This is a genomic window from Ensifer sp. 1H6, from assembly GCF_001976035.1.
Lineage (GTDB): Bacteria > Pseudomonadota > Alphaproteobacteria > Rhizobiales > Rhizobiaceae > Ensifer > Ensifer canadensis.
The window spans coordinates 75,849-93,168 of sequence record NZ_MOAI01000013.1 but is presented as its reverse complement, the minus strand read 5'-3'; the positions used below and the strand labels follow the sequence as shown (position 1 = coordinate 93,168).

The following is a 17,320-nucleotide window of genomic DNA, read 5'->3' as shown; positions in this document are numbered from 1 at the left end:
TGGCGATGAGCAGACGGGAGTTGTGCGTTCTCTTTTCTTCCGCCGGACGGCGGGTCGAACTCATCCAGTGCTTTCGCGCCGCGGCCGCGCGGCTTGATGTGACGCTCCGGGTAATGGCGTGTGACAGGAGGCCCGAGCTCAGTGCCGCTTGTCACACGGCCGATCGGGCATTCGCCGTGCCCGGTTGCGACGACGAAGCGTTCATCGATGCCGTCGCCGACATCTGCCGAACAGAAAACGTCGATCTCGTGGTGCCGACAATCGACCCCGAATTGTTGCCGTTTTCCCTTAACGCCGAGCGCTTCGCCGAGAGGGGAACACGGATCCATGTGAGCCCGCCCTTGGTGGTAGAAATCGCCAGGGACAAGCTGCGTACGATGCACACGTTCCACCGGGCAGGCCTCGCCGTGCCTCGTACAGATACGCTGGAGAATGCCCGTCAGACGACCGCCGACTGGACATGGCCGGTCTTCGTCAAACCGCGCTCCGGCAGCGCCAGTCGCTCCATCAGTGTGATCCACGACCCAAACGCTCTTCCTAAAGACTGCGCCGAACCGATGATTGTCCAGGAATACCTCTCCGGCCCCGAATACACGATCAACATGTTCGTCGACCGTGATGGCATCGCCCGATCATGCATCGCACACGAACGGCTCTCGGTGCGGGCGGGCGAAGTCGAGAAGGGGCGAACCGTGCGCCTGGCGGAGCTTCCCGCGCTTGCGCGGGGGATGGCTGAGGCACTGCCCGACGCACGCGGCGCCCTCTGCTTTCAGGCAATCGCCGATGTAACACGCGGATTGCAGGTAATCGAACTCAACGCGCGGTTCGGAGGCGGTTATCCGCTAGCCGATCGCGCCGGGGCCCGTTTCGCGCAGTGGCTGCTGGAGGAGGTCGCCGGCCTTCCCGTCAGCGCCAACGACGATTGGCGAGATGGAGTACTCATGTTGCGCTATGATCAGGCTCTTTTTGACGGGTGACCAAATGCGCTCCTTTGCTCGCGGGATCATCTTTGATCTCGATGACACACTCTATCTCGAGCGCGACTTCGTATTCAGCGGCTTTGCGGCTGTGGGGGCATGGTGGCGGCAAAGAACGGGACAGACCGATTTCGCCGCGCGCTGTGCCCGCCTTTTCGCGACGGGCGTCAGGGGCCAGGTTTTCGATCTTGCGCTTGTGGAAACGGAGGGCGGTGCCGACCCTTCTCTGGTAGAGCAGCTGGTGACGATCTACCGGGAGCATCAGCCCTCGATCTCGCTCGCCCCCGACGCGGTACGTTTTTTGTCCCATCGCCGGGACGACGACTTCATCGGCATCATCACCGATGGACCTGTCTCGACCCAGTGTTCGAAGATCAAGGCGCTTGGGCTCGAACATAAAGCTGACCTCGTCCTGTGTACGGATGCCTGGGGCATGTCCTATCGCAAGCCGCATCCAAGAGCATTCGAAGCTGTCGAGACCGCGTCGCATCTGACGGCATCGCAACTCACCTATGTTGCCGACAATGCCATCAAGGATTTTGTCACGCCGCGAACGAGGGGCTGGCAAACCGTTCAAATCCTGCGCGACGATCGCATCCACCGATGCGATGCGCCGACGCCGATGCACCAGGCACAATCACGAATCGTTACATTCGACGAACTTGAGTTAGCGATCAAGCGCCTTCCCTAATCCTCTCACCTATCGCGATTCGACACTTGCGAACCTAAATCTTTGATCTTTTTCGTCGTATTCCCGCGCCATCAAAATCGATCGATGTTGTAGATTACATTTATTGCCCCAAAGGATTAATCCTTCAACGTTAGTTTACTTTCCAAAATCAAAGTGGTCTCTAGAGTTCAATGCAAATAGGGAAAAGGTACAACACGCTCCGACACCGAACAGGTCGAGAGCGTATATCTTTTTTATGCTATGGAATTGACGGAACTCCACCAGCAGTAACGCATATACTTTCGGTCGTATTACTCGCCCGGCCCATTCTGGCCACCGGCTAGCGAAGCCATGTCGAAGGAGGGGCGTTATGTTTCGCATTCCGACCGCCTTTAAGGCGTTTTACGGTGCGTGGGCATTTCGTGTATTGAATCGTCGAGCCATCGCAGACAGCGCAGCTTTCCCGGCAACGGCCCGGGACGCCGCGATCACACTTGCGCAGATTGGCGTCAGGAAACTCAAATCAGCCGCTCGTGGCGCACGAAAGAACTCTGCGCTCTATGCGGTGGATCTGGCGTCGGCGGCGGTCGCGCTTTTCGTCGCCCTGTTCCTGCGGTACGGGCCTGGAGGCCTGAGCGATCGCCCCGATACGATGCAGATACTGGCCTGGTCGTCCGCGCAGTATTTGGCGGTCTGCGCGGCCATGTTCCCGCTCTCGGGTCTCTACAGTCGAAACTGGAAATACGGGTCAATCAGCGACCTCGTGATTATCATCCGCGCGGTGGTCTTGACCTCGCTCGTGCTCATCGCCCTTTTGTTCTTTTCGACACGCCTCACCGATATGCCGCGAACTGTTGTGCCGCTGCAATCGCTGCTTTTGATTGCCTTCCTTGCGACCTCCCGCTTAAGCTTCCGCGCAGACGAATTCCTGCCTTCCAAAAACAAGCGTTCGGAAAAGGCCGACGCCGATGGCCATCGCCACCGCGTTCCCCTGCTTCTGGTTGGAGCCGGCAACGCCGCGGATCTCTATCTACGCGCTTTGTTTCGCGATCCGGCGGCGCCCTATGTGCCGGTCGCCTGCCTCGACTCGAGTGAATCTCAGGTTGGCCTGATGCTGCATGGGGTACCGATCGCCGGCAGGCTCGAGGATCTGGAACAGGTCGTCGCCGATCTCAGGGCCGTGGGCAAGCAGCCCTGCCATATCGTTTTCACCGAACCCCTGTCGTCCTTCGACGAGACGGCTTCGGGTGAGTTGCTGCAGGCCGCCGAACGCCTTGGTATCGCAGTCTCGCGGCTGCAAAGCGCCACGGAGTTCAAGCAGACCAGCAACGAGAACCCATACGAGCTCCGATCGATCGAAATGACTGACCTGCTCGAACGGCCGCAGGCCGCCCTCGACAAGGACGCCATCAGGCGCTTGATTGCCGGTCGGCGGGTTCTCATTACCGGTGCAGGTGGGTCGATCGGCAGCGAACTCACCCGCCAGATCGCCGCCTGCGGCCCGGCCGAGATCGTCCTGGTCGACAATACCGAATTCAATCTCTATTCGATCGACCTCTGCCTGAAGGAAGAGTTTCCGGATGTCCGTCATTCGAACTGCCTTTGCAGCGTTCGGCGCAGCCAGAGGGTCAATGAGATCTTCGAAGCGCACCTGCCGGAACTGGTCTTCCACGCCGCCGCGCTGAAACATGTGCCCATGGTGCAGATCAATCCCTGCGAAGGCGTTCTGACCAATGTCATCGGTACCATGAACGTCGCGAACGCGGCCAAGCGGTTCGGTGCGCTCGCCATGGTGCAGGTGTCCACCGACAAGGTGGTGAACTCCTCCAGCATAATGGGCATGACGAAACGGCTTGCCGAGCTCTATTGCCAGGCGCTCGATCTCGATGGCGCCACCAGCGGGCAGGGACCCCGCTTCATGACAGTTCGCTTCGGCAACGTGCTTGGATCAAGCGGATCGCTTATCCCGCTCTTCAAGCATCAGTTGGCCAAGGGCGGTCCGTTGACGGTCACCGACGAGAGAATGACGCGCTTCTTCATGACCATCCGAGAGGCCGTCGAGCTGACGCTTCAGGCATCGGCTTACGGTTTCCAGAAGCAGATCGGCCAGGGCGAAATCTTCGTGCTCGACATGGGTGAGCCCGTGAAGATCATCGACATCGCTCGACGCATGATCCGCCTGGCAGGCTTCGTGCCGGACAAGGACATCATGATCGAGATCGTTGGATCCCGACCGGGTGAAAAGCTGTTCGAGGAACTCTTCGATCCGACCGATAAGCGCACCCCATCGGCCATCCCCGGCGTGCTTGGAGCGGTCCCTCAACCCGTGCCCTCTTCGCTGTTGAAGAGCGCATTCAATCGTATGCAGCGCGATGCCGAACGATGTGATGAGGGTTCAGTCCTGGCAGCGATCGCACAATTGTTGCCAAACGCGGAAATCCCGCAAGACATGATTTCGGCAGCCAGGGCGGCTCGCCGATCGACCGGTCGCAGTGCTAGCGTTATCGCGTTCGGCAACAAGAAGGCGGTGCGGCCGCAAACCACCAGCAGGCCGCGGCAGTAGGTGTTGGTGTACGCGCAAGGAAGGAGCCGAGCATGGCAGGGATCCCCGTACTTCATTGCATCACGGGGCTGAATGTCGGCGGTGCGGAATACATGCTCGCGCGCTTTGGCGCAAAGCTCGTCCAAACGCGTTACGACCCCGCCGTGCTTTCGCTGATGACGCCTGGCCCGATCGCGCGCGATTTGCAAGCGGCCAACATCGATGTCGCGACACTACAGATGCAGCAGTCACGACCAGGCCCGCGTGCCTTGGTCAGACTGCGTGCGATCGTGAGATCGTCTCGTCCGAGGCTGCTTCACGGATGGATGTATCACGGCAATGTCGCCGCATCGCTCGGATCGCTGCTCGGCGAGCGACAGCCCACCATATGGAGCATTCACCACTCCATCGCCAACCTTGCCTCAGAGAAACTGCTGACACGTGCCGTGATCCGGCTGAGCGCTTCCCTTTCCCATCGCACAAGCGCAATTTCCTACTGTTCGCGGGTGTCGGCCGACCAGCACGAAGCGCTGGGTTTCGATCCGGACAAGCGGCGTATTATTCCAAACGGCGTCGATTGCGATCAGTTTCGCCCACGCCCTGACGCCCGACGGTATCTCTGCGACGCGCTCGGCGTGCCCACTGAACGCTTTCTTGTCGGCAATGTCGCGCGCGCACATCCGATGAAGGACCATGGCACCTTCGTGCGTGCAATCGCCACGCTTCGCAGCCTGGGGCTTGATGCGCACGGGATCCTGATCGGTGACGGCCACGAACATGGGATCGTCCGACGTTTGGCGGTCGAACTCGGCATAACACCGATGATCACCGTCTCAAACGCGCGTGCGGACATTGACCGGCTAATGCCGGGCCTCGACCTGTTTATGCTGTCGTCGGCTTGGGGGGAAGCATTTCCACTGGTCGTGGCTGAAGCAATGGCCAGTGGCGTGCCGGCGATCGCCACCGATGTCGGAGACTGCGCATGGCTGCTGGGGGACCGGCAGATGGTCGTTGAACCGGAAAACGCAGATGGCCTAGCAAAACTAGCCGCGTCGATCCTGTGCCTGTCGCAAAGCGCCCGGCGGCAACTGGGAGAACGCGCGCGTAGGCGCGTCGTCGAGCGGTTCTCGCTGAGATCCTACGTCGACAGCCACCTCTCGCTCTACGACGAGGTCCTCGACCAGCAAGTCACCAAAGCGGCGCGGCAAGTAGGGTGGCAGGCACCGGTCAACGAAGCCCGCCGTATGCGGTAGCGGTCATGAAGGCATCCAAAACCTTTTCCGGTAAAGCAGAAGCACCCCGCGCCAGGATAGTCCTGATTGCGAGCTTGACCTCGTCGCTAACGAACTTTCGCCGCGAATTGATCAAGGATCTTGTGAAGGCAGGGTTTGATGTCGACGCAATGGCCCCCGACCATGATCCGATCGTGGAAGAAGAACTGGATGCGCTTGGTGTGCGTTTCATCCGGATCCCCATGTCGAGGGCCGGACTGAACCCCTTTGCCGACCTGGTGACGCTCGCCGCACTGGTCCGTCACTTCCTGAAGGAACGTCCGGCGGCGATCCTGCCCTATACGATGAAGCCGATCATCTACGGCGGCATTGCCGCGCGGCTCTGCGCGGTGCCGCATAGGTTCTTTCTCGTCACCGGACTCGGCCATATGTTCGCTGTCGAGCCTGACGAAAGCGCCGTTCGCCGATCGCTGCGCTCGATGTGCGTCGGGCTCTACCGATGCGCGATGAAGAAGGCACGGGCCGTCTTCGTTTATAACGAAGCGGATCTTGCCGACATCAGAGAGCGCCGGCTGGTCGACGACCCCTCTGTTGTCTCGACAGTGCCGGGGTCGGGCGTCGATCTTGATTACTACCACGCATCGACGCCACCGCTAAAGCCGACCGTTTTTCTCCTGATCGCCCGGCTCCTGCGCGACAAGGGCGTCCCGGAATATGTCGCTGCGGCGCGGACAATCCGCGCGCGCCATCCCGACGCCGTCTTCCAACTGCTGGGGCACTATGATCCCAACCCGACAGCGATCAGCGAAGGAGAAGTCGCTGGATGGGTGCAGGAAGGTGTGGTGCAGTATCTGGGAACCACCCGCGATGTGCGTCCGTACCTTGCAGCCTGCAGCGTGTTCGTGCTGCCCTCCTACTACCGGGAAGGCATCCCCAGAAGCATTCTGGAGGCCATGGCGACCGGACGCGCAATCATCACGACGGATCTACCCGGCTGCAGGCAAACGGTGGACCCAGGTGTCAACGGCGTTTTGATCGAGCCTCGCAGCGTCTCGTCGCTTGTTTTAGCGATGGAAGGCTTCATTGAGAAGCGTTCCGCGATTGCCGCCATGGGGCGCGCTTCGCGCCGGATGGCGGAAGAACGGTTCGACGTCAGGCTGGTAAACCGCCTGCTTCTTGCGCGTATGCAAATAGACGGCAAAGCGACGACCGCATGCACCGATGATGGTCAGCACCAACCTTCAGGCGGGGCTGCGGCCCAGGCGACGAAGTGAGGGTTGGCGAAATCGCAATCGCTCGCCTGCCTGCACTTGCCATACCTCAGCACCGAGCCGTCCAGGCGCAGCACCGTTCCGCCGGCAGCAGCCAATACCGCATCACCGGCGGCAGTATCCCACTCCATCGTCCGGCCAAAACGCGGGTAGACATCGGCCTGGCCCTCCGCCAGCAGGCAGAATTTTAGCGATGAACCAACCGAGGTGCACTCCTGGACATGGTGCCGGGCGAGAAACTTCTCCGTTTCCGCGCAGGAATGGCTGCGGCTCGCGACCGCGATGATCGCGGTTTCACGACCGCGCGCGCGGATCTCGCGTCGCTCGCACACGCGACCGAAGCGATCGATCTCCAGGCGCTGTGCGATGCCGCCGGCGGCGACATAGGCTCGTCGCAAGGCGGGGGCATACACGATCCCGGCAATCGGCTTGCCGTTCTCGATAAGGGCAATATTCACAGTGAAATCGTCACGGCGAGCAATGAACTCCTTGGTGCCATCGAGTGGGTCGACCAGATAAAAGGAGCCTTCCTCAACGGAGGGAGCACAGCCCGCAGCCGCCGCCTCCTCCCCGACGATGGGGGTGCCGGGCGAAACCTTGGCGAGACGTTCGAATATCACCGCCTCGGCCCTGAGATCGGCTTCGGTAACGGGCGAACCATCGGCCTTGGCAAGGGCGTGTGCGCCGGCATGGTAGACATCCAGAACGGCGGTGCCCGCAGCCAGTGCCGTCTCCTCGAAAAGCTCGGACAACGCGTTCATTGCAACTGTCGCCGGGTGAGAAAATCTTCGATCTGGAGGGCAAGATCCGTCGGCTCGCTGTCGATAGTCGAAAGGCGCAGCTCCGGATGCTCCGGCTCTTCATAGGGTGACGAGATGCCGGTGAAATTGGCGATCTTGCCGGCACGGGCCTTTTCATAAAGCCCCTTGGGATCGCGGCGAGCACATTCCTCGATCGGCGTATCCACGAAAATCTCGATGAATTCACCTTCGGCCATCAGTTCGCGTGCCATGCGCCGCTCATCGCGGAACGGCGAGATGAAGGATACCAGGACGATCAGGCCGGCATCCGCCATCAATTTTGCCACCTCGGCCACGCGCCGGATGTTTTCCACCCGATCCTCGTCGGTAAAGCCCAAATCCCTGTTCAGGCCGTGCCTGACATTGTCGCCGTCGAGAAGATAGGTATGCCTGCCATGGGCATTGAGGATCCGTTCGAGCGCGTTGGCGATCGTCGATTTGCCGGAGCCGGAAAGCCCCGTGAACCACAGCACGGCAGGTGTCTGCTGTTTCTGCGCACTTCGCGCCTGCTTGTTGACGTCCATGGCGTGCCAGTGGACGTTGGCCGCGCGCCTCAGTGGGAAATCGATCATGCCGGCGCAACGGTGTCGTTGGTCAGGCGGTCGACGATGACGAAATTGCCGGTGGTTTTGTTGTCCTTGTAGGCGTCGAAGGCGATCGGAGCCTGCGTCGAGATATTGCAGACGCCGATCTCGTTCATCGTCAGCGACTTGGCTGCCTCCCGGGCAAAGCTGTTGACGTTCACGCGGTGCTTGAGCTTGGTGATCGTCGCGTTGACGCTGTCGGTTTCGGTCCTCAGGATATAGCTGCGGCCCGGAAGCAAAGGGTTGGCGTCGAACCAGATAACGTGAGCTTGCAACTGGTCGGCGACGAAAGGCCGAGCTGATGGCGACGTCAGCATATTGCCGCGGGAGGCATCGACCTCATCTCTAAGAACAAGGGTAACGGCCTGGCCGGCCTCGGCGCTTGCGACTTCTCCGTCATAGGTCACGATGGACTTGATCGCCGTCTTCTGTCCAGACTTGGCGACCGTAACCGGATCGCCGACGGCTATCCTGCCGGACGCAATCTCGCCAGCATAGCCGCGAAACCCGGCATTGGGCCGATTGACCCATTGTATTGGAAAGCGGAACGGGCGCTCGGCGACCTCTTTGCCGACATCGACGGTTTCGAGATATTCGAGCAGGCTCGGCCCCTGGTACCATGGCGTGTGCATTGACCGGGAGGTGACGTTGTCGCCATAACGCGCTGATACGGGAATGGCCTGCACAGTTTCAAAACCGAGCGTCAGCACGAATTTGCGATAGTGGGTCTGTAGCGCCTCAAATATGCTCGAGCGATAGCCGACGAGATCGATCTTGTTCACCGCAACGACCACATGGCGAATGCCAAGAAGCGAGGCGAGGTAGGTGTGGCGGCAGGTCTGCGGCAGCATGCCGTGCTGGCTGTCGACCAGGATGATCGCCAGATCCGCCGTCGATGCGCCGGTCACCATATTGCGGGTATATTCCTCGTGACCGGGCGTGTCGGCGACGACGAACTTGCGCTTGGCGGTCGAGAAGTAACGGTAGGCGACATCTATGGTGATGCCCTGTTCTCGTTCCGCCTCAAGCCCGTCCAGCAGCAGCGAGTAATCGAGGTGATCGACCTTTCCCTGCCGTTCGCTCTCCCGTCCAAGATCCGCGACCTGATCCTCGAGGATCAAGCCGCCGTCATAGAGCAACCTGCCGATCAAGGTGGATTTTCCGTCGTCGACCGATCCGCAGGTAATGAAGCGAAGAAGCGACTTGCTGCCTTCGACATCAAGGAGCCCCGCCACTTCAGGCGAAAACACCGAAGGTTGACCGTGCATCAGAAGTATCCTTCCCGCTTCTTCCTTTCCATGCCGGACGCTTCGTCGCGATCGACAAGCCGGTTGCGCCGCTCGGAGGAGCGGCTGGAGACCATCTCCTCGATGATCTGGGGAACGGTCGTCGCCGTGGACAGGATGGCGCCGGTGAGCGGGTAGCAACCCAAGGTGCGGAAACGCACTTGGCGCTGACGAACGATCTCGTCCGGCTGCAGCGGCATGCGGTTATCATCAACCATGATCAGCATGCCGTCCCGTTCGACGACCGGACGTTCGGCGGCGAAATAAAGTGGGACCACCGCGATGCTTTCCTGCAGGACATATTGCCAGACATCCAGTTCAGTCCAGTTCGAGAGCGGGAAGACCCGCATGGTTTCTCCCGGCGTGAGCCTGGTATTGAAAGTCTTCCACATCTCCGGTCTCTGTCGCTTGGGATCCCAAGCCTGACCGGCCGTGCGCAGGGAAAAGATCCGTTCCTTCGCCCTCGATTTTTCCTCATCGCGCCTCGCACCCGCGATCGCCACGTCGAAGCGATGCTTTTCGAGCGCCTGGCGCAATGCCACCGTCTTCATGAGGTGGGTGTGGACGTTCGAACCGTGCTCGAAAGGACTAATGCCTTGAGCGACACCATCCTCGTTGATGTGAACGATGAGCCTGAGATCGTTGTCTCGTGCGACTTGGTCCCTGAACGCGATCATTTCCTTGAACTTCCAGGTCGTATCGACGTGAAGCAGCGGAAACGGTGGTTTTGCAGGAAAGAAAGCCTTCATCGCCAAATGAAGCAGCACGCTTGAATCCTTGCCGACGGAATAAAGCAGCACTGGGTTGGCGGATGTTGCCGCGACCTCCCTCATGGTGTGGATGGCTTCGGCCTCAAGGCGGGCAAGATGCGAAAGAGCCATGCGACAACCCCTTTGTGTCGCGTTGCGAAATCGATCGGCGCTAATCAAACATTATCGGGAAAGCGGCAAAGCGGCTTCCCGAAACAGGTTTCGTAATTGATGTTCGAATTTAAGGTCCGCGCCGCCCCGGTGGCAATTAGCGAGAACGGGTTAGCCTAAATGGGTAGGTCCGGTCAGGCGTGTCGCCCCTGCGCACCCTGGTAGTGGGCGATAATGGCCTTCGGGGAAATCGGCGCCTGCGCCTTGCGACCATAAAAATACACGCCGCTTGCGCCATCCTCCGCAAAGCGGGCGGGGATGATCGCATCCAGATACTGCGTCCAGAAGAAGGCGAGCTTTGCAAGCTTGCCCAGCATCATCGACCGAAAGACACTGCGAATGAGATAGTCGACTGACCACATGAACTGCGTGCCGGGGCCACCATTGGCGCCGGATGAAATCGTCTCGAACCAGCGAAACAAATAGCGATGCCCGCTTTCGCTGAACCGGGTGAAGTCGAATGCTCCCTCGTGCACCTGCTGCATGAAGGGCGTTTCTGCGTAAACGAGCCCCTTGTCGCTCAGGACGCGCCAGATCTCGGACACGACCTGGGCAGGTTGGAGGACGTGCTCCAGAACGGCCTGGATGACCACTGCGTCGAAAAAGTCGTCCGGCAATGGTATCTGATGGGCGTCGGCGATGAACTGGGTGAGCGGGGAGGCATAGACGTCGAAGGAGTAGACGCTGATCTCCCGATGTTCATAGAGCGGATCCATTCCCTGGCCAATGCTCCCGCCGCCGATGACAAGAAGCTTGGCCGGGCGCGCCGCGGTCGTCTGCAGGTCGTCCACCAATCGATTGACGTTGGCGACAGTACTCTTTTTTGTCGGCGAGAGCAGTTTCTTGAAGAACCTCGTCAAACGGCCGTAGTGTTTGCGCTCGATGGGGCTTGCCGCGTTCGAACGCAGGATATCGCCTTCGCTGAATACGGATTCCGAAAAATCGATCATAACCGGCTTGCCGTCGACCACGCGATAAGTCATCTCGGCCGTCTCGGGACAGACCGTTTTCAGCACATCGGGTGAAACGCGCGCCAGTTTCGAACCGGTGCGCGGGCAACGCAATGCTTCAAGGCATTCTTCCGTTGAGACCAGCATCGCTCATCCTCGCGTTTAGCAATGGATCCGACAGTTTGCGTTGAGACAGAAATTTGCGTCCGTTCAAACACTTCGCTCACGCGAACTAGCGAATAGGACTTAACCCTGACCTAGACGGGCGTCCGGCACGCGATATTCGAACAGGTGGTAGCGCTCCATTGCCGATGCTCCTGTTCCCCACTGCGCCACAATAGCTTGTTGCCAGTCCTAGCGTAAGGATTACTGGGACGGTCCAGAACCGCCCATAAAGGTGAGGAAACGCATTGGCCATCAATGCGAACATAGAAACGCTTACAAAAGCGCAGGCGGCGTAAGCTGCGCCTCCGGGTACGCGAAATGTCCGCATAATCGGGTGAAACGTGGCAGCAATCATAATCCCAAAACCTATGGCCGCAATGATCCCCCCTTCGGTCGATAACAGAAGATACAGGTTATGCACCGGCTGCTCCACGGCGCTGGTGACTTGGTACTGATCGGCGCCGAGCCCGATCCACATGTTGTCCTGCACTCGACCAAGGGCCTCATGGATCAATTGGAGGCGATGGTCGAAGCTTCCAGCGTGGCTTAGATCGCCAGTTTCCAAGGCGCCGAGCACGCGTCTTTGAAAGACCACCGGCAGGTAGTCGCGGCCGGAATGCACAATCCAAAGAGCAAAGGGCGTCAAACAGGCAAGGCCGACCACGACATACTTCCAACTGCCGCTCAGGACCAGGAAACCGAGGAGAGCGAAGGCGAAGCTGGCCAGGCCGGTATTCGAACCGGTCAGCAAGATGCCATAGGCCATGGTTGCCCCGACGACGGTCGCATAGACCTTGCCGACCTTTCCCCTGGAAACCAGCAAAAGCAAGATCGGCATCGCGAGCGCAATGACTGCCGCGCATTCGTTCTCCCTTTCGACAAATCCCGTCAGGCGGCCGTTACCGCTTACGAAAGCGGTGTTCTTCTGGCCGTCGATATCGATCAGGTAGATCCCATGCAAGCACATAAGGAAAATCGAGAGTACGTAGACCTTGGCGAAGGTCCACATGGTGCGCAGATCGCGCCCGCAAACGGCAAGGGCAATAACCAGATAGGCGAACAGATATTGTCCGACGATGACGATACCGCGTACCGGGGCGGTGGACAGAAGGCTGCTGATCATCAGTCCGGAGCACAGCAACAGCAGACCGCAAAGCCACACAGTCGCCGATGCCCGCCCCCACAGCCGTAGCGGCAACCCACCGGTAAGCGCGCGCAACCCAAGGGCGACGCAAAACAACAAGTCGCTCAGAGTGAAATAGAACATGTTCGTGCGCAGGAAATTCACCGCCGATAGGAAAACGGCGCAGACGGCACAGGCGTATTCAATCCTTTGCCAAAAGGTCTGTCGGTCGGCCGAGATCGGCTGAACACCGGTCGTTCGTGTCATGTCCGTCATTGACGTCGACCACAACCAATGGGAAATGAGTTGGTTATTCTACAGGCCACATACCTACGCACATGCTTGAATTGAATCTGCTAAAATTCCTTTTGACATTGATCCCAAACTGCTCCCAAGTAAATACGAGAATGTGAAGCCTAAGATCACTTGTTGACCGACCGACGTGGACGCGGATGGCTCCAACGGAGGGCTCGAGATAGGCCATCATGCTGAAATATGACCGAGAGTTCGAAGCCGATGAGAAGGCTGGGCGCCGACTTGGTCCCGCACCGCCGGTCTCGCGCGACACCTCGTCCTATGAACTTGCGGCTATCGTCGACTTCTTCCGGCGTCACGCCAAGCTCATCTTGTTTACAGCCCTGACGGGCACCCTGCTTGCCGCCATCATCACCCTGTCGCTCACGAAGATGTACACGGCCTCCTCGACGCTCGTCTTCGACCGCAACGATATCCGACCGTACGAAGCCGTCATCGAGTTGCAAAAGCAGGAGCGTGACAAGTCCGCGATGGAGACCGAAATGGATCTCATCAAGTCTCGCGAATTCCTGGGCTTTGTGGTTGACGATCTGAATTTGATGCAAGACCCATACTTCAATGCCAATTTGTCACCGGACATCCAGCAAGACGCATCGTCGTTTTGGGGGTGGCGGTGGTCTCCACGCAAAGCACAGGCAGGTCCGCGGCGCGTGACGGCGGGCCAGAATGTTCAACGGCCCACCACGCTCGACCCAGTCAACCGTGATCGGGTCATCACAAAACTCGCCGCTGCCATCTCTGCCGATCGAAAGGGCGAAAGCCTTGCCATGACGATCTACGTTCAGCATCCCTCGGCGCTTTATGCGGCCGAGATCGCCAATGGCGTAGCGGCGGACTACGTGGTTTGGTCAACCCAGATGAAAGAGCTTGCAGCGCATGCGACTGTCGATACCCTTCGCACCCAAGCCAAAGATCTGGTGCAGTCGATAGCCAAGAAGGAACGCGAGATCGCCGACTTCACAATGCGCAGCGACCTGACGTTCGATCCGCGCGACGATGTTCTGCGTGCCCGCACCGAACAGCTCAATCAGCAGTTCACCCTGGCGAGGGTCGACGAAGCCGGTGCATGGGCGAAGTACAATGAGGCCAAGAACGTTTTTTCAATGACCGGCATCGACTCCGCCGGCCGCGTCATGACGTCGGAACTGCTCGGCTCGCTGCGAACCGAACAAGGAAGGCTGGAACGCGGCCGGGCCCAACTGGCCTCAAAATTTGGCAAGAACCACCCCCAGGTAGTCGAGGTCGATGCGGAACTTGCGTCCAATCGCCAAGTGATCGAAGGTGAAATCAATCGCATCCTCCAAGAGCTGGAAAACGACGCGAAAGTCGCAACCGTCAGAGTTCAGAAATTCCAGGAGGAAGTCGGTCGGCTGCAGAAACAAATGCAGGACCGAAATCTTGATGAAATTCGCCGACGCGAATTTGAGCGTGACCTGCTGACCGAGCAGAAGCGCTATGATGCAGTAGTCCTGAGACTCGGCACGCTCGATCCGGACAAGGATGAGATCAAGGCCACGGCCCGTATTGCGTCGTTCGCCGAAGTTCCGATCGATCCGTCGTTTCCCCAGCCCGGCTTGCTCATTCCCATCGGCGGCTTGGCTTCGCTGCTGCTGGGCCTGGTTGGCGCGATGGCGGTCGAGGCAGCGGACGGACGCGTTCGGACGGCCCGCACGCTCGAAGCGATCGTCAACCAGCCGACCTATCTCTCGATCCCCGATCTAACGGCGACGTTGAAACCGGATCAAACGCTTTATCGCTCCATTCTCGCCGACCCACGCTCACCATTCGCACGCTCAATGCGCTCTCTATGTCTCGGCTGGAAGAGCCAGGACGCATCCAAAGTCGTCATGTTCTGCTCTCCTTCAGCCAACGAAGGCAAGACAACGTGTGCCGTGGGCATGGCGACCGTTGCTGCTCTGAACGGTTTGCGTTCCGTTATCCTGGACATGGACCCCGGCCCTACGGGGGCGACCACGATGATCGGAGCGCCGCAAAGGCCATTCAATCTCGATCTCGTAGCCGATGGCGCCACGGATCTGACCTCAATTAGCGCGCAAGCGCCTGACTTTCCTTTTGTTCATGTTCTCACCTCGCGTCTGACGCTCCAGGATCAGGAGCGCATTTTTGGAGAACTGCGCAGGCACTTCGATCTTATCGTCGTCGATACGCCTGCGGCGGATAATGATGACGATGCGATCTGGCTCGCAAGTCATGTCGATGCGGTGTTTGTGGTTGCGGCGGCGGAGCGGACCTACGAGAAGAACCTCCTGGACCTCGTTGAGCGACTGACAACCAGCCGCGCGAGGATCATCGGAAGCATCCTCAATTTCGCCGGCATCTATCGGCAAAAACCGATATGGAGAACCCTGCTTGACTGGCTCAAGAACAGGCTTGGCTCCTGGAGAAGAACGGGCAACCTGGGTCTGCAGATCCGCCGCTCCTAGCCCCGTGTTTGTGCCATGGCCTGATGGAGAAGCAATCCATGCTACCTCCAATTGCCGGTGACCTCGTCGGTAGGCGCCGAAAGCCTACACCGGTTGGCGCTTGCGATCAGCCAAAGGAGCTTTCAACCAGTCGCCCAAGTCCCGGCCAAGCAAACCTGCAAGCCGGTCGGTCTCGGCCTCATAGTACTCGATCATTCGCGCGGCCAACTCATTGTTAAGCGGCACATACTTGAACTCGGCGGAGACGATTGATCTCAAAAACTCGAAGCCTTTGGTGTCACGCAAGGGTGCAACAATCGGCTTAAGTGGCTTGAGTATCTGCCGCAATCTGGCGTCCACCAACGGTTTCGTCTTGTCCTTTACCCTCTGAGCGAGCGGCTCAAACGAAGGGTTTTCATCAAGGCCGAGAAAGCGCCGCAGGTCCTGGACCTGGCCGGCGGCATCGATTTTGAGGTCTTCGTAAAAGAGAACGAGCATCCTTTCCCGTGGGAAGAGATCGAGAAACCGGCGCAGCTGTTGGAAATATAGCCCACCTTCCAGAAACCTGCCACCGGCACCCTGGCGCGGATCGAGATAGCGCTCGATGTCGGCGGTCGCCTCTCCTCGGCGATGGAGCATGCAGTAGTCGGAATAGGCCCGCTCGACGGGATTTCTCAGCTGAGCCACCAGCAGGGCGTCCGGCAGGCTTTCGTAAATGCGCCTCGCCGCGGCGGGGGTATCAAGGTAGGAATTCGACTTTTCACCGATGACAAGTCCTTCGCTGGCCGGCTTGAAATTCTCCAGATACCAGTGATCTCCGCGGTCATGATATCGGCTGAAATAATGGATCTCCGGATCCGGCATATGGACACGTGGATCCAATTGCAGCGATTGTTGCAACCAGGTGGTGGCGCCCTTCGTCGCGCCAATGATCAGGAAGTTGATATCGTGCATTTCCATCGTCTGCTCCTCAAGGCCAAACTCAGGGTGCTGTCGTTCTTACTCCAAAGCTCCGGTACTCGCGTCCAACGATACGTTCATAAAGCAGGCTGATGCCTTCGACATGAGCCTCGGTGCCGTATTTCGTCAAGGCGCTCTCACGAGCCGCCGAACTGATGCGGCGATGTTCCCCGGTGTTCATCAGCACTCTCGCCAGCGGGTCGACGAAGGCCTCCGGCTTTTCAGGCTCCACGAGAAAACCCGTCACACCGTCGACGATTGCCTCGATGTTGCCGCCGTGGCGGGTCGCAATCACCGGGGTCTCGAGCAACATGGCTTCAATCAACGTCCGCCCGAATGGTTCGTTGATGGCCGGCACCAGCAATGCGTCGAGCGCGCTCATGCAGGGTTCGACCGGCGCGCGAAAGCCCATCATTTTGATACGCCGCTCGACTCCAAGTTCAAGCGCGCGCGCGCGCATCGCCGGTTCCGGGTTTGGAAGGTCTGGCGATGGGATACCGAAGACGAGGCCAACCAGCGGGAAATCCGGAAAGCGCTGGAGGAAAGCGTGGATGACCTCGACAAACCTGACCGGGCGCTTCCTGTCGATCAATCCACCGACATAGCCGACGAAGCGCGTTTCCTCTGGCAGGTCTAATTCCCTGACGAATTCGCGCCTGCAGTCTTCCCGATCGGGCAAAAGGGTTGGATGATCGAACGGGCTGTGCAGTACGCTCAGCTTATGGGAAACCGGCAGGATCGGCCGCGTCGGCTGCACGTAGCGCGAGACCGTAACGATGTGATTTGCCAATAGGGGCGCCATGACGTTAACGCCGAAGGCATCGGGATCGCCGCGATGATGCCAAAGCAGCCGCGCGCCGGAAAGGCGAGTGGCCAGGGCCCAGGTCGCGTGCATCTGGCCGTCGTTTGTATGTACGATATCAACGTGATGTTCACGAAGGAATGAGCTCAACAGCGCCGTGGTTCGCGCAAATGCAAAACCGAGCGAGAGCTTGCCAGCCACGCCATATGAATGGCGGGGCGACATCACCGCAACCTCGGGCGACTTGACGAAAGGCACTCCACGTTCCGTGAGATAAGCTTCAAGTGTCTTTCCGGGTCG

At 59.2% G+C, this 17,320-nt stretch carries 12 protein-coding genes and 1 pseudogene; 6 read left to right on the top strand and 7 right to left on the bottom strand.

From position 1 onward, the window contains the following. Nucleotides 1-5 precede the first annotated feature (5 nt). From BKP54_RS16965 to BKP54_RS16945, 5 genes are all read left to right on the top strand, one after another. Nucleotides 6-977, top strand: coding sequence for an ATP-grasp domain-containing protein (locus BKP54_RS16965; protein WP_025431317.1), 972 nt, complete (start codon nucleotides 6-8; stop codon nucleotides 975-977). Between the two features lie 4 nt (nucleotides 978-981). Next, complete coding sequence (locus BKP54_RS16960) at nucleotides 982-1,668, top strand: HAD family hydrolase (protein ID WP_041693174.1); 687 nt, start codon at nucleotides 982-984, stop codon at nucleotides 1,666-1,668. A 349-nt stretch (nucleotides 1,669-2,017) separates the two neighbouring features. Further along, a complete protein-coding gene (locus BKP54_RS16955) occupies nucleotides 2,018-4,210 on the top strand; it encodes a nucleoside-diphosphate sugar epimerase/dehydratase (RefSeq protein ID WP_025431319.1) in 2,193 nt (730 codons plus the stop codon). 32 nt (nucleotides 4,211-4,242) lie between these two features. After that, nucleotides 4,243-5,442, top strand: coding sequence for a glycosyltransferase (locus tag BKP54_RS16950; RefSeq protein ID WP_051509359.1), 1,200 nt, complete (start codon nucleotides 4,243-4,245; stop codon nucleotides 5,440-5,442). Between the two features lie 5 nt (nucleotides 5,443-5,447). Next, nucleotides 5,448-6,695 (top strand): glycosyltransferase family 4 protein, encoded by a 1,248-nt coding sequence (locus BKP54_RS16945; protein WP_025431321.1) that lies wholly within the window; start codon nucleotides 5,448-5,450, stop codon nucleotides 6,693-6,695. Here BKP54_RS16945 and cysQ read toward each other — a convergent pair. From cysQ to BKP54_RS16920, 5 genes and pseudogenes are all read right to left on the bottom strand, one after another. Next, the gene (gene cysQ / locus BKP54_RS16940; protein ID WP_084814603.1) at nucleotides 6,650-7,453 is read right to left on the bottom strand and encodes a 3'(2'),5'-bisphosphate nucleotidase CysQ; all 804 of its coding nucleotides are present in this window, start codon (nucleotides 7,451-7,453) and stop codon (nucleotides 6,650-6,652) included. The two genes, BKP54_RS16945 and cysQ, sit on opposite strands and share 46 nt — an antisense overlap. After that, a pseudogene (cysN, locus tag BKP54_RS16935) lies at nucleotides 7,450-9,344 on the bottom strand (sulfate adenylyltransferase subunit CysN). Before cysN ends, cysQ begins: the two are co-directional and overlap by 4 nt. Beyond that, nucleotides 9,344-10,243 (bottom strand): sulfate adenylyltransferase subunit CysD, encoded by a 900-nt coding sequence (cysD, locus tag BKP54_RS16930; protein WP_084814602.1) that lies wholly within the window; start codon nucleotides 10,241-10,243, stop codon nucleotides 9,344-9,346. Before cysD ends, cysN begins: the two are co-directional and overlap by 1 nt. Nucleotides 10,244-10,416: 173 nt before the next feature. After that, nucleotides 10,417-11,379 carry a class I SAM-dependent methyltransferase gene (locus BKP54_RS16925; RefSeq protein ID WP_084814601.1) on the bottom strand — a complete coding sequence of 321 codons (963 nt, stop codon included), beginning with the start codon at nucleotides 11,377-11,379 and terminating at the stop codon, nucleotides 10,417-10,419. An 85-nt stretch (nucleotides 11,380-11,464) separates the two neighbouring features. Next, complete coding sequence (locus BKP54_RS16920; RefSeq protein ID WP_084814600.1) at nucleotides 11,465-12,796, bottom strand: O-antigen ligase family protein; 1,332 nt, start codon at nucleotides 12,794-12,796, stop codon at nucleotides 11,465-11,467. 209 nt (nucleotides 12,797-13,005) lie between these two features. On the opposite strand from BKP54_RS16920, the gene BKP54_RS16915 reads away from it, so the two are divergent. Then, nucleotides 13,006-15,279, top strand: a complete 2,274-nt coding sequence (locus BKP54_RS16915; RefSeq protein ID WP_084814599.1) for an exopolysaccharide transport family protein — start codon at nucleotides 13,006-13,008, stop codon at nucleotides 15,277-15,279. Between the two features lie 84 nt (nucleotides 15,280-15,363). Here BKP54_RS16915 and BKP54_RS16910 read toward each other — a convergent pair whose 3' ends face one another. Beyond that, nucleotides 15,364-16,218 carry a sulfotransferase gene (locus BKP54_RS16910; RefSeq protein ID WP_084814598.1) on the bottom strand — a complete coding sequence of 285 codons (855 nt, stop codon included), beginning with the start codon at nucleotides 16,216-16,218 and terminating at the stop codon, nucleotides 15,364-15,366. A 22-nt stretch (nucleotides 16,219-16,240) separates the two neighbouring features. Continuing rightward, on the bottom strand, nucleotides 16,241-17,278 hold the full coding sequence (locus BKP54_RS16905) for a glycosyltransferase family 4 protein (protein WP_128090438.1): 1,038 nt from the start codon (nucleotides 17,276-17,278) through the stop codon (nucleotides 16,241-16,243). Nucleotides 17,279-17,320 lie beyond the last annotated feature (42 nt).

What these genes read in the sequence shown, in the direction of transcription:
- BKP54_RS16965 (WP_025431317.1), top strand. Translation starts at nt 6, where the DNA reads ATGAGCAGACGGGAGTTGTGCGTTCTCTTTTCTTCCGCCGGACGGCGG.
- BKP54_RS16960 (WP_041693174.1), top strand. Translation starts at nt 982, where the DNA reads ATGCGCTCCTTTGCTCGCGGGATCATCTTTGATCTCGATGACACACTC.
- BKP54_RS16955 (WP_025431319.1), top strand. Translation starts at nt 2,018, where the DNA reads ATGTTTCGCATTCCGACCGCCTTTAAGGCGTTTTACGGTGCGTGGGCA.
- BKP54_RS16950 (WP_051509359.1), top strand. Translation starts at nt 4,243, where the DNA reads ATGGCAGGGATCCCCGTACTTCATTGCATCACGGGGCTGAATGTCGGC.
- BKP54_RS16945 (WP_025431321.1), top strand. Translation starts at nt 5,448, where the DNA reads ATGAAGGCATCCAAAACCTTTTCCGGTAAAGCAGAAGCACCCCGCGCC.
- cysQ (WP_084814603.1), bottom strand. Translation starts at nt 7,453, where the DNA reads ATGAACGCGTTGTCCGAGCTTTTCGAGGAGACGGCACTGGCTGCGGGC.
- cysD (WP_084814602.1), bottom strand. Translation starts at nt 10,243, where the DNA reads ATGGCTCTTTCGCATCTTGCCCGCCTTGAGGCCGAAGCCATCCACACC.
- BKP54_RS16925 (WP_084814601.1), bottom strand. Translation starts at nt 11,379, where the DNA reads ATGCTGGTCTCAACGGAAGAATGCCTTGAAGCATTGCGTTGCCCGCGC.
- BKP54_RS16920 (WP_084814600.1), bottom strand. Translation starts at nt 12,796, where the DNA reads ATGACGGACATGACACGAACGACCGGTGTTCAGCCGATCTCGGCCGAC.
- BKP54_RS16915 (WP_084814599.1), top strand. Translation starts at nt 13,006, where the DNA reads ATGCTGAAATATGACCGAGAGTTCGAAGCCGATGAGAAGGCTGGGCGC.
- BKP54_RS16910 (WP_084814598.1), bottom strand. Translation starts at nt 16,218, where the DNA reads ATGGAAATGCACGATATCAACTTCCTGATCATTGGCGCGACGAAGGGC.